This window comes from Candidatus Zixiibacteriota bacterium (assembly GCA_035380245.1).
Taxonomy (GTDB): Bacteria; Zixibacteria; MSB-5A5; order GN15; family FEB-12; genus DAOSXA01.
Genome location: DAOSXA010000001.1, coordinates 1,131,264 through 1,145,925, shown reverse-complemented (window position 1 = coordinate 1,145,925; position 14,662 = coordinate 1,131,264). Strand labels below are relative to the sequence as shown.

Annotated in this window: 14 protein-coding genes; 8 read left to right on the top strand and 6 right to left on the bottom strand. The window is 55.2% G+C overall.

All coding sequences use genetic code 11. The features are described 5' to 3' along the window. Entirely contained in the window at nt 1-345 is a 345-nt protein-coding gene (locus PLF13_04395) for a GIY-YIG nuclease family protein (GenBank protein ID HOP06513.1), read from the top strand. A gap of 22 nt (nt 346-367) precedes the next feature. On the opposite strand, the gene PLF13_04390 is transcribed toward PLF13_04395, so the two are convergent. From PLF13_04390 to PLF13_04365, 6 genes are all read right to left on the bottom strand, one after another. Next, entirely contained in the window at nt 368-1,210 is an 843-nt protein-coding gene (locus PLF13_04390; GenBank protein ID HOP06512.1) for an inositol monophosphatase family protein, read from the bottom strand. 146 nt (nt 1,211-1,356) lie between these two features. Then, the gene (locus PLF13_04385) at nt 1,357-3,153 is read right to left on the bottom strand and encodes an ABC transporter ATP-binding protein (protein HOP06511.1); all 1,797 of its coding nucleotides are present in this window, start codon (nt 3,151-3,153) and stop codon (nt 1,357-1,359) included. Then, a complete protein-coding gene (locus tag PLF13_04380) occupies nt 3,150-4,919 on the bottom strand; it encodes an ABC transporter ATP-binding protein (GenBank protein HOP06510.1) in 1,770 nt (589 codons plus the stop codon). The genes PLF13_04385 and PLF13_04380 overlap by 4 nt, the downstream gene beginning before the upstream one ends. Nucleotides 4,920-4,981: 62 nt before the next feature. Further along, nucleotides 4,982-7,219, bottom strand: a complete 2,238-nt coding sequence (locus PLF13_04375) for a hypothetical protein (protein ID HOP06509.1) — start codon at nt 7,217-7,219, stop codon at nt 4,982-4,984. A 1,022-nt stretch (nt 7,220-8,241) separates the two neighbouring features. Further along, complete coding sequence (locus PLF13_04370; protein HOP06508.1) at nt 8,242-9,027, bottom strand: electron transfer flavoprotein subunit beta/FixA family protein; 786 nt, start codon at nt 9,025-9,027, stop codon at nt 8,242-8,244. A 149-nt stretch (nt 9,028-9,176) separates the two neighbouring features. Continuing rightward, nucleotides 9,177-9,572, bottom strand: a complete 396-nt coding sequence (locus PLF13_04365) for a hypothetical protein (protein HOP06507.1) — start codon at nt 9,570-9,572, stop codon at nt 9,177-9,179. A 345-nt stretch (nt 9,573-9,917) separates the two neighbouring features. On the opposite strand from PLF13_04365, the gene PLF13_04360 reads away from it, so the two are divergent. The 7 genes from PLF13_04360 to acpP are packed head-to-tail and all read left to right on the top strand — an operon-like array spanning nt 9,918 to nt 14,660. Then, nucleotides 9,918-10,451 carry a DUF177 domain-containing protein gene (locus tag PLF13_04360; protein ID HOP06506.1) on the top strand — a complete coding sequence of 178 codons (534 nt, stop codon included), beginning with the start codon at nt 9,918-9,920 and terminating at the stop codon, nt 10,449-10,451. Between the two features lie 3 nt (nt 10,452-10,454). Beyond that, nucleotides 10,455-10,640, top strand: a complete 186-nt coding sequence (gene rpmF, locus PLF13_04355) for a 50S ribosomal protein L32 (protein HOP06505.1) — start codon at nt 10,455-10,457, stop codon at nt 10,638-10,640. A gap of 44 nt (nt 10,641-10,684) precedes the next feature. Then, nucleotides 10,685-11,779: a phosphate acyltransferase PlsX gene (gene plsX / locus PLF13_04350; GenBank protein HOP06504.1), complete on the top strand. Its 1,095-nt coding sequence runs from the start codon at nt 10,685-10,687 to the stop codon at nt 11,777-11,779. Then, nucleotides 11,712-12,701: a beta-ketoacyl-ACP synthase III gene (locus PLF13_04345; GenBank protein HOP06503.1), complete on the top strand. Its 990-nt coding sequence runs from the start codon at nt 11,712-11,714 to the stop codon at nt 12,699-12,701. The genes plsX and PLF13_04345 overlap by 68 nt, the downstream gene beginning before the upstream one ends. 6 nt (nt 12,702-12,707) lie before the next feature. After that, on the top strand, nt 12,708-13,640 hold the full coding sequence (gene fabD / locus PLF13_04340) for an ACP S-malonyltransferase (protein ID HOP06502.1): 933 nt from the start codon (nt 12,708-12,710) through the stop codon (nt 13,638-13,640). A 10-nt stretch (nt 13,641-13,650) separates the two neighbouring features. After that, nucleotides 13,651-14,385: a 3-oxoacyl-[acyl-carrier-protein] reductase gene (gene fabG, locus PLF13_04335; GenBank protein HOP06501.1), complete on the top strand. Its 735-nt coding sequence runs from the start codon at nt 13,651-13,653 to the stop codon at nt 14,383-14,385. 38 nt (nt 14,386-14,423) lie between these two features. Beyond that, entirely contained in the window at nt 14,424-14,660 is a 237-nt protein-coding gene (acpP, locus tag PLF13_04330) for an acyl carrier protein (protein ID HOP06500.1), read from the top strand. Nucleotides 14,661-14,662: the final 2 nt, after the last annotated feature.

Sequence of the window (14,662 nt, the reverse complement as noted above, 5' to 3'; positions counted from 1 at the left end):
ATGGACAGAAAAAAAGAACTCAAGGAACAGTACCGCCAGATGAAACCGCCCATGGGTGTGTTCCAGATCCGCAACCTCGTCAACAACCGCGTCTTCATCGACTCCGGCCCCGATATGAAAGCCCGCTGGAACCGGCATAGATTCCAACTCAATTTCGGCAGCCACCCCAACAAGACCTTACAGGAAGATTGGACCAAACAAGGAGAAAAGGAATTCGTGTTCGAGGTTTTATCCGAGCTTGAGTGGAAAACCGACGGCAGCGAGGACTATCACGAGGAGTTGCAGACGCTCCTGGACATGACCCTAGACGAGTTAAACCTCGATGAAGGTCTCATCTACCGATAAAAAGAAGTCGTCGCAAAAACGATCACTTCACCTGTTTTTCCGTTCGCCCCGTCAAAGCCCGTTGCATCTGGGCATGAATCCGGCTGTTGGAGGCAAGAATGTCTTTCGCGAAGATATCGTACGGGGAGCCGTCGATCCGACTGACCTTCCCCCCCGCTTCACGCACGATCAGAATCGCCGCCGCCGTGTCCCAGGGATGAAGTTTAAGCTCCCAGAAACCGTCAATTCGCCCCGAAGCCAGCCAGCAGAGGTCGATCGCCGCCGAGCCGGGTCGCCGTACCGCCTGGGCGGTTTTAACCATGCGGGCAAAAAGACCGAGGTTGTTCTTGCGGTCGGTGGCTACGCTGTACGAAAAGCCGGTCGCGAGCAAAGAACGACCGAGCTTCGTTTCCTCCGAGACCGATATCTTGCGACCGTTGAGACGCGCCCCGCCGCCGGCCGTTGCCGAAAACAGCTCGTCGCGCTCCGGATCGAAAATCGCCGCCACGACCGTCCCCCCCTCGTACTGCACGGCGATCGACACACAGTAGACGGGAAAACCATGAGCGAAATTGACCGTCCCGTCGAGCGGATCGATTACCCAGCGCCAGGGAGAACGGGCCGCCGTGTCGGAGCCCTCTTCGGCCATCACGGCATGATCGGGGAATTTGGCGGCAATGCGCGAAGTGATAAACTTCTCCGCCTTGACATCGAACTGCGTCACCGGATCGATCCGCCCCTTGTAGCGGACCTTTTTGGACTTGCTGAATCCGGCCTTAAGAATTTGTCCCGCTCCTCGGGCCAGTTCATCTACGAATTTTGCAATATCTCGTTTCTGCGTTTTGTTTATCGACAATGCTATCGCTCCGTCCATAACATTTTTCATAATCTCTATCGTTTCAACATCGCCGGGGAGACAAGCCCCCCGGCAACGCTGGTTAGTGCGCTGACCTCGCGTAGCGGGCGGCCTTGCGTCGCCCGACTCACAACCGTACTCTGATGACCTATGCGCACGAACGCTCGGACAATCGATCATCCGGTTGGCGGGGCCGCCTGTTTTTTATACTGCATCTGGTACAGTCTATAATAAATCCCCCGCTGCTGCAACAACTCATGATGTTTCCCCATTTCACGCAGTTGACCGTGATGCAGCACGATGATTTTATCGGCTTTTTCGATTGTCGACAACCGATGCGCGATCACGATCGAGGTCCGCCCCTTGAGCAACTCATCGAGCGCACTCTGGATCAACAGCTCGGTCTCGGTGTCAACCGATGAGGTCGCTTCGTCCAAAATGAGAATGTCCGGATTATGGGCCAGCGAACGAGCGAACGACAACAACTGTTTCTGTCCGGTCGAAAGTGTCGCCCCCCGTTCCCGGACTCTGGTGTGGATGCCGTCCGGGGCCTCGGTCAGAAAGCGGTCGAACCCGACTCGCGATAAGGCCGTGCGTACCTGGTCGTCGGTGATCGTTTCGTTGCGCAGCCTTACATTGGCGGCATAGTCGCCGCTGAAAAGGTAGACATCCTGAAGAACGAGCGCCAGATGCGAGCGCAAACGGTCGACCGGCCAGTTTTTGATATCCACCCCGTCGATTCTGATCGAGCCTTTTTGATAATCATAGAACCGATACAACAGGGACATCAACGAGGTTTTCCCCGCGCCGGTCGCGCCGACAATCGCTACCTTCTCGCCCGGTTCCACCGTGAACGAGACATCCTTGAGCACCCATTCGTTTTCGTTATAAGCGAACCAGACATTTTCAAACTCGATGCGACCTTTGAACTCACCGGTTGCAACATCTTCCTTAGGTCCGTCAAATGCCGGCGGGGTGTCGAGCAGGCGGAAAATCCGCTCCGATGAGGCCATCGAAGCCTGCAGAATGTTATATTTTTCCGAGAGATCGCGGATCGGACGATAGAACCGCTCCACGAGTTGAATGAACGCCACCAGTTCGCCGAAAGTCAGCAGACCGGCCTCGATCTGGAAGCCGCCATAGTACAGCAGCAGCGCCAGCGAGAGGGCGCCAATCACTTCAACGGTCGGGAAAAACACCGCGTAATAATAAATCGAGCGAAAATGCGCTCCGCGCAGGTCGCGGTTGATCTCATCGAACTGCTCGAACGTCCGTTTCTCCTTAACGAACAACTGGACTACTTTGATGCCGGTGATATGTTCCTGTACGAAAGCGTTCAACCGCGCCAGCTTGAGCCGGACCAGACGATAGACATCACGGACCCTGGCCCGGAACAAAAAGGTCGCCCCGACCAGCAGCGGCACCACGATGAACGTAATCAGGGCGAGTTTCCAGTTGTAGTAGAGCAAAGCACCGATAATCAGCGCCAGCATGAAAATGTCCCCGATCACCGTCACCACCCCGGAGGAGAACATCTCGTTGAGCACGTTGACATCCGAGGTAACCCGCGTTACCAGTCGCCCCACCGGATTTTTGTCGAAATAGCCGAGATGCAGCCGCTGCAAATGCGAGAACACCTGCATGCGAATATCGTGCTGAACTTTCTGCCCGAGCCAGGCGGTGATATAAAGCTGGGCATAACTGGCAAAAAATCCGACCACGATCACCCCGAGATAGATCATTGCCATGGTAAACAGGCCGGAAAGTTTGCCGGGAGTGATATAGTCGTCAATCGCCACCTGCGTCAGAAAAGCGAGCGCTATCTGGAACGACGACGTGATGAGCAGCAGCACCACCGCCAGCGCCACCCATTTGCGGTAGGGTCGGATATAAGTCAGCAACCGCTTCATCAGGCGGGCATCGTAGGCCTTGCCGAGCGCTTCTTCCTCGTGGTAGGCATCGGCTGCACTCATAGCTTGTCCAGCTCCTGAGCCATCAACTGGGCTCGGTACAGTTCGGCGTACCGGCCGTCTTTGGCGATCAACTGATCGTGGTTGCCCATTTCGACAATCCGACCGTTTTCGAGATAGATAATTTTGTCCGCTTCTTTGACCGATGAAACCCGATGCGAAATGACAATCGCCGTCCGGCCGCTGAGAACCGCCTTGATCTTCTCGTTGATCTCGTCCTCGGTCTCGGTGTCGACCGATGAAGTGGCATCGTCGAGAACCAGAATCGCCGGATCGATCAACAGCGCCCGGGCAATCGCTGTGCGCTGTTTCTGGCCGCCCGAAAGGGTAATCCCCCGCTCGCCCAGCATTGTCTCATAGCCGCTTGGGAACATCTCGATATCCTTGACCAGCGCCGCCGTGTCCGCCGCTTGTGAGACTTCGTCCGGATCGGTCAATTCGGCCCCGAACGCCACGTTTTCGGCAATGTTGCGGGAAAATAAAAAGGGCTCCTGGGTGGCAAAACCGATCTGATTGCGCAGCGACTCCAACTCCCAGTCGTTGATATCGACGCCGTCAATAAGCAGTTTGCCGCGCGCCGACGGGTAAAGCCGCGCCAGCAGCGACACCAATGTCGTCTTTCCGGAACCGGTCATGCCGACCAGTCCGATCGTCTCCCCGGCCTCAACGGTCAGATCAATATCGTTCAGCACGAGATTGTCCTCGTAACTGAAGCTCAGATGGCGGAACTCGATTTTACCTTTGATTTTACCGCGATGCGCTTCCTTGCCGTTGTCGCGAATTTCCGGCTCGGTCCGCAGAACGGTGTTGATCCGGTCGAGCGAGGCAGTCCCGCGCTGATAAAGCGAAACCACCCAGCCGAACGCAATGGCCGGCCAGAAAAGCATCGACAGATAGGCAAAAAACGCCACCAGTGTACCGAGCGGAATATCATGGTTTATGACATCCCGGCCGCCGAAATACAACACCACCAGCCCCAAAGTCGCAGCGAGGGCCATGATGAGCGGATTCAACGTCGCTTGAAGTCGCGCCATGTCCATGTTGAGATCAAGATAGCGGCTGGACATATCGCGGAAGTTCTCGGTTTCGGACTCTTCCTGCCGAAACGCCTTAACCACCCGAATTCCGGCGATATTCTCCTGAACTGTCGCGGTTAGTTCCGAGAAGTGATCCTGGATACGCATTGCCCGGATATGCACCAGGTTCCCGATCCGGTACACCGCCAGCGGTACGAAGATCATCGGAACCAGTGAATACAGTGTCAGGGTCGGTGAAAGATTCACCATGAAGATAACAGCTATAATGAAGGTTAAAATCGTGGAGGAGATATGCATGATCCCCGGGCCGATCATCATCCGGACCGCTTCGAGGTCATTGGTCAGGCGCACCATTATATCCCCGGTGCGATGAGTATCATAATATGAGGGGGACAGCTTAAGGAGATGCCCGAAAATCTCACCGCGCAACCGGTATTCGATCTTGCGCGAGGCCCAGATCACCGTACGACGCATAAGAAAACGGAAAATCCCGGCCAGAATCGAAAGACCGAACAGAATCAGAACCCACCTCAGGCGCTCCGAATCCGAACCGTGCCGTTCCAGCAAATCGAAAACGATCTTGGTAATGTACGGAATAGTCATGGAGAGGGCGTTGGTCGCCAGAATACAAAACGCCCCGGCAATCAGATAACCACGATATTCCTTGAGATACTTGGTGACGGTGCTGAACCGGCCCTGTGTTTTCCTGTTCTTTTCCGTACTTTGGCGCATAATAGAACATTGACCTGCCGGATAAGCCTAAGGCAGTCAGGCCAATATAACACTTAATCGGGCTAATAGTTCATCAGGTTGGCGAATAGGTGAATCGCATCCAGATCCAGCTCGCGGATCAACTGAAGCACCGGAAGACCGCAATAGATCAACTGGCCCTCGCCGAGTCGCGACACTGAAAGTAAGGTGGCTCCCTCAACCGTGAAAACATCCTCCGCCGGGGACACAACCGCCGGACTGGCGGTGAGACCATACTGGAACCAGTCAATTATCGACTGGCCGGTAATCTTATACGGCTTACTCAGGATATTGGCGCCGGGGATCGGATTGGCAATTTCCTCCCGTTTGATATCGAGCTGGAACGGAGCCACCGAGAACGGCAGGACGCCGTCGGGCCAGGTTTCTTCCTGACCGAACAACACGATAGAACCGCCGTAACGCAGATACTCCTGCAAGCGGTCTCCCATATTGGCAAAGGAAGGATATTCAGCCAAAGCATTGCTGCCAATCACGATGACATCATAAGCGGTCAGGTCGGCCACCTGGAGAGTGCGGTCGGTCAACGGCTGGAAACTGGCCCCGGTCAGGCGCAGGACATCCTCAAGCAGACCCTCCGGATCGGGCAGAAAACCGATATCGGTGCGGTCATCGATCTCACAACGGGCAATCCTCATTATGCCGGTGTGCGAGGCCACGGTTTGGCCGTCGACAATCAGCGAAATAGTGCTTTGCTGGAGGCCGTTCTCGAACAAGTTGGAGACCGTGAACGGAATCCGCATATTGCCCGTGGTGCTGCCTTTGTCGAGACGAAGCTCCGTCCGATAGGCACCGGCAAAAACACCGCGCGGCGTTTGCAGGTTGAGCTTGACCGTCCCGCCGAAATCGCGCGGCTTGTCGATTACGATATTCCAGGCCATCGATGAAACCACCCGGTCTATATCCAGATTCGCCACTGGGGGAACGAAATAAAACGGCGGATCGAAGTGGATATCCATTCCGGGCAGAGTGCGCGTTCGTAAAATCCGGCGAAGTTCTACCGGGATACCGCTGTACTCGATCGAGGCTGCGAACAAGAGCGACTCCGGCTGTTGTGTTTCGAGCCGTTCCCGGTCGATATCGACCAGAAACTCGCGGACATACGACTGGTGCGGTGCGATGGCCAGCGGACCTTTTTCGAGCGCCACCGCCATAGTGTCCCAATAGGGTTCGAAGCGAATGTCCGAAAGGTTTACTTCGCGGGGACCGTCAACCGACAGCGATACGCGGAATTTAACTTTCGGGCCGTGCGGGGAGTCGCGCAGGATCAGGCGACCGTCGTAATTCACTCCCGCCGCCACCAGCGCCGCTCGCTCGGCGCGATCCATCAACCGTCCGAGATAAGCGCGATAACCGGAAACATCATCGGCTGGATCGAGCAGTCCCGGCCGTTTCAGATACTGCAACTCCTTATATGCGTCGAGCACCGCCTGGACTTTCTGCTGGCCCTCCAGATCGAGCGAGCCGCGCATCTTCGTGACATACTGCGTTGCCTGCCGTTTATGCGTCTCCTGCCTCGGGCCGGGAGTGAAAAGGCTGTCGATCAGACCGATCAGACGCAACGGTTGCATACCGGCCAGGAAATCGGCATCGGCCCCTTCGTATTTCAGACGTGTCGAGGTCAGTTGATATCGTGAAAGGAAAAAGTTGTCGGCCAGGCCAAACTGATACCAGTCGAACAACTGCGGAATTTCCCGTTCCATACGCAGACGATAGCGCGTGGCCAGTTCGTTGCTGTTAAGCAGCACGGCCGCTTCGACCGTGGCGCTGTCGGCGGAAGGATTCACCGCGCGATATACTTTCACGATGTTGAACAAGGAAACCTGATCGGGCTCGAAATCGGTCAGCCGGGCCGCTACCGTTGCGGCGGCTTCGTTGCGACCGAGATCGCCGATTATCACGACATCCGGCCGCCGTTCTTTGAACATTTCGTTCAGGAGGGAGTCGGTGACGGCTACGGTATATTCCGGCTGCCAGAAACGGTGCAGGAAAATACCGGCGTCGCTCAGACCTAGCTCCTCCGCCCTGGGCACGGCACGTCCGGCGAACGAGGCCAGATCGATCCGGCACCCGTACCGGTCGTTGAGATAGTAAAGAGTCGGCCAGTCGATTTTGTCCGGGTCATCGAACAAATAAAGGACGCGGACATCGCACAACGCTCGGCGAGCCAGATGTGAGGCTCCAGCCGGTACGGCGAGGACGGCGAGCAGGATCAATGCAAAAAGCAAACCTGCGGCGGCTAATCGGATTCGAGGGTATTTCATCGCCTGAATTCTAGGCGACTATTATATCGTTGTCAATTTTGAAACACGGGCATGTATTGGGAAGTGATCTCTTCCGGTACATCACCGACAGGATATTCGCAGGTTCCAAGAAGTCTGCGCTACATGACTGTTACCTATGTACCCGGTTTGTACGCACTATAATCCCACCCGTGGACGGGTGGGCCACCGGACCGAAAGGTGCCCCACCCCTCGGGTGGGAAATCAGTGTTGGTGGACGGCAGACGTCTCGTTCTACTCTGTACAACCGCGGCGTATCCCATATCTGACTCAAGTGAACAATCTCGCGAAGAATCCAACCGTGTTGGTGGGCGGCAGACGTCTCGTTTGCCCCTGCAGCAGCCTGCCCAGGAGAACGTCGCACCTGCGAAAGCAGGTGCCTATCTTCCATTCCTCGCGTTATGTTCGGGCGCTCTGCGCCCTCCCTCATCTCTGGATGCCGGCTTTCGCCGGCATGACAACCACTTGAGCTTAGGATATTCGCAGGTTCCAAGAAGTCTGCGCTACATGACTGTTACCTATCTACCCGGTTTGTACCATGAAATATCCCACCCGAGGGGTGGGGCACCGAAACACTACCAGATACCCTGTCGAAACCTCGCTTCGCGATCCCGCCTCGCGGGACGGGGGTTTCGACCTACAGTTCCTTGTCACCTATGTCGCCTATTTAATCTGTTACCTATCTACCCGGTTTGTACACACTATAATCCCACCCGTGGACGGGTGGGCCACCAAACGAGGACTCGAAGATGGACCCCTGCTTTCGCAGGGGAGACGTGAGATGGGACGATTCGTGATGATTATGGGGCAGAGACGAGGACGTTTGCCGCCCACATCATCGATCATCACATCTCGGCAAAGGCGGGATCGCAGGGATCCCGCCCTACGGGACTATAATCCCACCCGTGGACGGGTGGGCCACCGGACGAGGAAAGGAACAAGACCCTCCTCCCCACAAAAAAAGCCGCCCGAGGAGGCGGCTTTTTGAAATCAGCGTGCGAGACTCAGAGAACCTGCTTCTCCTTGAGCTTCGCGAGCAGCTTGTCGGCCTTCTCTTCGGCCGTTTCGCCGTCGATCATCTCGCCCTTGGGACGCGGCGGGGGCGGTGATACCTTAGTTACTTTCGTGCCGGAGTTGGCGCCGACACCGGAGCCGTCGATACCGATATCGGCCGCGGTCCATTTGTTGATCGTCTTTTTCTTGGCGGCCATTTTCCCCTTCAGCGAGGGCAGCCGCGGTTCGTTTATTTCCTTCACGACCGACACCACCGCCGGAAGCGTCAACTCGACCACATCGTGGCCTTCTTCAGTTGTGCGCTGCACCGTCGCCTTACCATCGCCGATCGTTTCGAACTTCTTTACGAACATCGCCTGCGGCAGATCGAGATGCGCCGCCACCGCCGCCGGCACCTGGGCCGCGTCGGAGTCGATCGCCTGCTTACCGGCCAGAATGAGATCATAGGCGCCGAGCTTCTTGATCCCGGCTGCCGCGATCTTCGCCACCGCCTGCGGATCGGAGCCCTCGAACGCCGCGTCGGAAATCAGATAAGCCTCATCGACACCCAGCGCCAGACAGGCTCGCAGGGCCGATTCAGCCCGGTCACTGCCGACCGTCATGACCGATACCGTCCCGCCGTGCGCTTCCTTCATACGAAGCGCTTCCTCGACCGCATATTCATCGAACGGGTTGACCGTCCCCGGACCGGCCGGGAGATCGACCTTGTTTTCGGCTTCGTTAACTTTAACCAGAGCGATTTCAGGAACCTGTTTGATCAGGACAACTATATTCATACCGTCTCCTGCTTCGTAGAAACGTACTTTTTTTCACGATTGTCTTGGCGAATATCGCCAATCCGGCCCGGAAAGTCAAGCAACAGCGCCCCGCGTAAAAAGCACTGTTTCGCATCGTGATAACTGCGGCAATCGCTTATGACACATGATCAGGCTGATTTGCTGTCAGACTCTTCGGCGTTGAGCCAGGCGCGAGCCTCTTCGACACTTTCAGCGGTGATTGCCGATGCCCCTCGTGTCGAGGCAATCGTTTCGAAGTAACGTTCATCGCTGATCTGTCCCTTGCGCAGAACTAAAACCAACCGTAATCCCATGTCCTTGAATTCGGCGGCATCGAGTCCCGCTTTCATGCGATCCCCCTGGTCAACTATCAGTGACAGACCGGACAGATCGATCAGGAGTTTCATCGTATTTTCTTCGTTACAGCGCTGCACGTATCTATCGAAGAAATTCCCGCCTCGGGGCAGATCATTACTGGTCACACGACCGGTCAGAGTAACTTCGACAATTTCGTTGGTTACGACTATTTTCTCTTCAAAGGGCATTACGAAATCCCCTATAATTTTTTCGTCTAAAGCTGGCTTTGGTGTCAGGTCCTACTCTAGGCGGGATCGAACAAAGTACGTTGAAACTACCTTGTGTGTTGGCCATGATCAAGTAAATGTTTTCAAAAGACAACGCATTACATCGGTGCACAAAGGAATCGCCGCGATAAACATACAGTACATATTCTTTACTCCCGTTCTGAACAATAACAACCGTTAAACCTCACCTGAGCTGATCTCCCCGAGACCTTTATTTGCGGCTAAGCCGTTGTCTGTCATCGGTTTTTAACCATATTTTGCACTTGACTTTTCGGGCCCTTTTGCTTACCCTTTGAGGCTGTGATATTGGACCTGAGGGAATTTGCCGAATTCCCCGCCCGAAAGCGGATTGAAGGTAATCCGAGCGAGTTCAAGCTGGATTATGATTCAATCGAGGGTGTTCGACAGATCCTCGCCGACCTGTCGATTCAGCGCTCGGGCGAGGAATATTTTTGTCGGGGTGAAATCTCGGCGACCATGACCCTTGAATGTGCCCGCTGTCTGGGTACGTTCGAAGTGAAAGTTGTCGCTGATGTGGATTTCATCGCCTGCAGCCGGAGCCATTATGATTCGTTCCGGTCGGAGGCCGTCGACAGTGAAGACTATGTCCTGTTCGATGGTATGAACCTCGTGTGCGATATCACGGATCAGGTTCGGCAAGCGTTGTTGTTGTGTGTCGATATGAAACCGCTTTGTTCCGAAGACTGTCGCGGTCTCTGCTCGGTCTGCGGTGCAAACCTTAATAACGGCGACTGCAACTGCGAACGGAAAGAAACAGATCCTCGCTGGTCCGAACTTGCGGATTTGAAAAAAAAGATGTTTTCGAACAATAAGGAGTAATCGATGGCATTACCTAAAAGACGGCACTCCCGCACGCGGGGACGCAAGCGCCGTACCAACTGGAAGCTGTCCATGCCGAACGTGGTGGAGTGTCCCCACTGCCACCAGGCCCGCCTGCCGCACCATATCTGCCCCAGTTGTGGATACTACGACGGCCGTAAGGTTCTCGATACCGGCCAGGGAGCATAAGTAATAGTTGAATCAACGACGCCTTGCGTCATAATCTGGTAGCGATGACGCCTGACAGAACACATACCATTGCCCTGGATGTGATGGGTTCCGACAGCGGTGAAGCCGGCATTATCGCCGGCGGGCTGGAGGCTGCCCGTCGCATGGGCAAAGCGGTTCATGTTATTTTCGTCGGACGCTCCGAGACGATTAACGAGATTCTCCAAAAGGAGACCGATCCTCCGACCAATGTCTCGGTCGTGCATGCCGACGAGGAAGTCCCGATGTACGTAACCGCCAGCGACGGCGTACGCATGAGGGATTCCTCCATCAAAGTCGGCCTTATGCTGGTTCGCCGGAAAAAAGCCGACGCTTTCGTTTCGCCCGGCAACACCGGAGCCGTCATGGGCACCGCATTGCTGACCCTGGGACGGATCCAGGGAGTAGTGCGACCGGCTATCACTTCGGTCTTTCCGACCTGGACCGGTCGGCCGATCGTCGTGCTGGATGTGGGCGCCAACGCCGACAGCAAGCCGGTGCACCTGTCGCAGTTCGCCATTATGGGTTCCGTATACTACGGCATCCGTTTCAACCAGGAAGCTCCCCGAGTTGGATTAATTTCCATCGGTGAAGAACGCTCGAAGGGAAACGAGCTTATTTTCAACGCCCGCCGACTGCTCAAAGACTCCTCCATCAATTTTGTGGGGAACATTGAGGGGCGTGATATACTTTCAGGAACGGTGGATGTAGCCGTGACCGATGGTTTCACCGGCAACATTCTCCTGAAGTTCGCTGAATCGATTCAGCCAATGCTGGTTAAATCGATCCAGCATCAGATACAAACGAACATTTTCTCGAGAATTGGCGCCGTGCTGTTGCTGCCTTTCTTGAAACGCATGCGTAACCGCTTCGACTATGCCGAAGCAGGTGGAGCACCGCTCCTGGGCGTCAACGGCGTCGTGATTATCTGCCACGGAGCCTCGAGTTCACGGGCGATTTATAATGCGATCAGGGTGGCCCATGATATGGTCGACCGGGAAGTGGTCGGAGGCATTCGCGAGGAATTGGAAACCAATCATTTTGGACAGATCAATGGAGCCAAAAATAAGGGCCAGAATAATCGGGACGGGATCGTACACTCCGCCTCGGATTCTGACTAACGCCGAACTTGAGAAAATTGTCGATACCTCCGACGAGTGGATTGTCGCTCGGACCGGTATCAAGGAACGACGGATTGCCGACAAGGATACGGCCACTTCGGACATGGTCGTAGCCGCATCCAAAGCTGCCCTCGAGATGGCCGGGATGAACGGCGAAGAAATCGACCTGGTTCTCGTCGCCACCGTTACGCCCGACTTTAGAGTCCCCTCCACGGCCTGCTGCGTACAGGAGAAAATGAATCTCCCTAACGCCGCGGCTATTGATATCGTTGCCGCCTGTGCCGGCTTCATTACCGGACTGACCATGGCTAAGGCCCATATCGAATGCGGCATCTACAAGAACGTGCTGGTTGTAGGGGTCGAAAAGCTGTCTTGCCTGACCAATTATAACGACCGTAATACCTGTGTCCTTTTCGGCGACGGAGCCGGAGCGGCAGTGGTCACGGCGACCAACAACGGCAACGGCATTCTCTCCTCATATATCAAGTCCGACGGTAAAATGCGTGAATGGCTCTGGGCTCCGTACGGCGGATCGCGCAATCCGATCGAGGAAGGTTTTCCGTTCGACGGCAGCGACAAAATCAGAATGGCAGGATCCGAAGTTTTTAAGGTGGCCGTGCGCGAAATGACCAACGCCGCCCTGCGAGTGATCGAGATGGCCGGTATTACCCCGGCGGACCTCTCACTAATCGTACCGCATCAGGCCAATATCAGGATCGTTGAGGCCATCGCCAAGCGCCTCAAAGTAGGCAAGGATCGCGTAGTCCTGAACATCGACCGCTACGGGAACACCTCGGCGGCCTCCATCCCCATCGCTCTCGATGAAGCCAATCGCGGGGGCCGGATCAAGGAAGACGATTACGTGCTGATGGTTGCGTTCGGCGGCGGTATGATCTGGGGCGCAGCCCTCTTAAGATGGTAGGATTTTATGAGTAAGACTGCTTTATTTTTCCCGGGACAAGCTTCCCAATACGTGGGGATGGGTAAAGACCTTTATGACTCATCAGAAGAGGTCCGGGCGTTGTATGAACTCGCCTCGGAAGAACTGGATGCCGACATCGCCAGGCTGTCGTTCGAAGGCCCCGCTGAGGAACTTAAACGAACCCGTTTCACGCAACCGGCGATTTTACTGCATTCACTCGCCATGCTGACGGTGCTCGGAGAGGACATCCCGGATTTCGACTTCGCCTGCGGGCACTCGCTGGGCGAATACGGCGCACTGGCGGTAACCGGCGTCCTGACTTACGAGGATGCTATCCGCGCCGTTGTCAAACGCGCCACTCTTATGGAAGAGGCCTGTCAGACTAACCCCGGAACCATGGCTGCCGTACTCGGTTTGGACGAGGACACGGTAGAACAAGTTTGCCAAAAAGCCTCGAGCAAAGGTGTCGTTATACCGGCCAATTTTAACTCAGCCATACAAATAGCCGTATCCGGCGCCGTTCCGGCGGTCGAGGAAGCGGCTCATCTCGCCAGGGAAGCGGGCGCCAAACGAGCCATTATTCTTGAGGTAGGCGGCGCGTTTCATTCTCCGCTGATGGCCTCAGCGACCGAGCCGATGAAAAATTATCTCGAAGAGCTGGATTTCAACACCCCGCTCCAGCCGGTGATCGCCAATGTGACGGCCGAACCGGCTGAAACACCGGAGCAAATTCGTAATCTGCTGGTTAAACAAATCACGGCTCCGGTTAAATGGTACCAGACCATGAAATACTTATGCGACAACGACGTCACAACCATCATAGAAGTCGGTCCGGGCAAAGTTCTAAGCGGTCTGGCCAAAAGAGACATGCGCCCGGAGAAATCGATTAACCTGGACACGCTGGCCGATATCGAGACATTGTCCGCATTGGCCGGTTAGGGGAAACGACATGGATTTCAAGGACAAAGTTGCCATTGTTACCGGCTCGGCTCGCGGAATCGGACGCAAGATTGCCGAGAAGCTGGCTTCTCTTGGAGCCCGGGTGGTAATAAGTGATATCGACCAGTCCACGGTCGAAACGGTTGCCAACGAAATCGGCGGCAGTGCTATCGGAATTAAAGCGAATGTGACACAGGTCGATGACGTTACGGCCCTGTTCGAACGCGTCATGGAAAAGTTTTCACGGGTGGATATCGTGGTCAATAACGCCGGTATCACCCGTGACGGTTTGATGATAAGAATGGACCCAAAGGACTGGGAACTGGTACTTGACATCAATTTGAAAGGTTCATTTCTTGTCACGAAAACTGCCGCCAAGATCATGATGAAACAACGCTACGGAAGGATCGTCAACATTTCTTCCATAGTAGGTTTGATCGGGAATGTCGGGCAAACCAACTACTCCGCCTCCAAGGCAGGATTGATCGGTTTGACTCGCTCGGCGGCCAGAGAACTGGCACCGAGAGGGATTACGGTCAATGCCGTAGCCCCCGGATTCATCGAAACCGATATGACCGCAGTCCTGCCGGAAGCGGCTCGGAATGCGATGTTGGATAAGGTGGCTCTGGGTCGGATCGGCAGCGCCGATGACGTAGCTGCGGCCGTGGCTTTTCTCGCTTCGGATGATGCCGCCTATATCACCGGTCAGGTATTGCCGGTCGACGGCGGCATGACCATGAGTTAGTAAACAAGGAATTGGAAACATACTAAGGAGTGTAACAAATGTCAGTTGAAGAGAAAGTTAAGGAGCTCATCGTTGAGCAGTTGGGCGTAGAGCCGGGGCAGGTTACCGATACGGCTAAGTTCGTCGACGATCTCGGCGCCGACTCTCTCGACACGGTCGAGCTGGTCATGGCTCTCGAAGAAGAATTTGGTATTGAAATTCCGGACGAAGACGCCGAAAAGATCGTCTCCGTTGTGGATGCAGTTAACTATATAAACGAACACTCGGAGAAGTAAGT

What these genes read in the sequence shown, in the direction of transcription:
- fabD (HOP06502.1), top strand. Translation starts at nt 12,708, where the DNA reads ATGAGTAAGACTGCTTTATTTTTCCCGGGACAAGCTTCCCAATACGTG.
- fabG (HOP06501.1), top strand. Translation starts at nt 13,651, where the DNA reads ATGGATTTCAAGGACAAAGTTGCCATTGTTACCGGCTCGGCTCGCGGA.
- PLF13_04370 (HOP06508.1), bottom strand. Translation starts at nt 9,027, where the DNA reads ATGAATATAGTTGTCCTGATCAAACAGGTTCCTGAAATCGCTCTGGTT.
- acpP (HOP06500.1), top strand. Translation starts at nt 14,424, where the DNA reads ATGTCAGTTGAAGAGAAAGTTAAGGAGCTCATCGTTGAGCAGTTGGGC.
- PLF13_04395 (HOP06513.1), top strand. Translation starts at nt 1, where the DNA reads ATGGACAGAAAAAAAGAACTCAAGGAACAGTACCGCCAGATGAAACCG.
- plsX (HOP06504.1), top strand. Translation starts at nt 10,685, where the DNA reads ATGACGCCTGACAGAACACATACCATTGCCCTGGATGTGATGGGTTCC.
- rpmF (HOP06505.1), top strand. Translation starts at nt 10,455, where the DNA reads ATGGCATTACCTAAAAGACGGCACTCCCGCACGCGGGGACGCAAGCGC.
- PLF13_04380 (HOP06510.1), bottom strand. Translation starts at nt 4,919, where the DNA reads ATGCGCCAAAGTACGGAAAAGAACAGGAAAACACAGGGCCGGTTCAGC.
- PLF13_04365 (HOP06507.1), bottom strand. Translation starts at nt 9,572, where the DNA reads ATGCCCTTTGAAGAGAAAATAGTCGTAACCAACGAAATTGTCGAAGTT.
- PLF13_04345 (HOP06503.1), top strand. Translation starts at nt 11,712, where the DNA reads ATGGAGCCAAAAATAAGGGCCAGAATAATCGGGACGGGATCGTACACT.
- PLF13_04385 (HOP06511.1), bottom strand. Translation starts at nt 3,153, where the DNA reads ATGAGTGCAGCCGATGCCTACCACGAGGAAGAAGCGCTCGGCAAGGCC.
- PLF13_04375 (HOP06509.1), bottom strand. Translation starts at nt 7,219, where the DNA reads ATGAAATACCCTCGAATCCGATTAGCCGCCGCAGGTTTGCTTTTTGCA.
- PLF13_04390 (HOP06512.1), bottom strand. Translation starts at nt 1,210, where the DNA reads ATGAAAAATGTTATGGACGGAGCGATAGCATTGTCGATAAACAAAACG.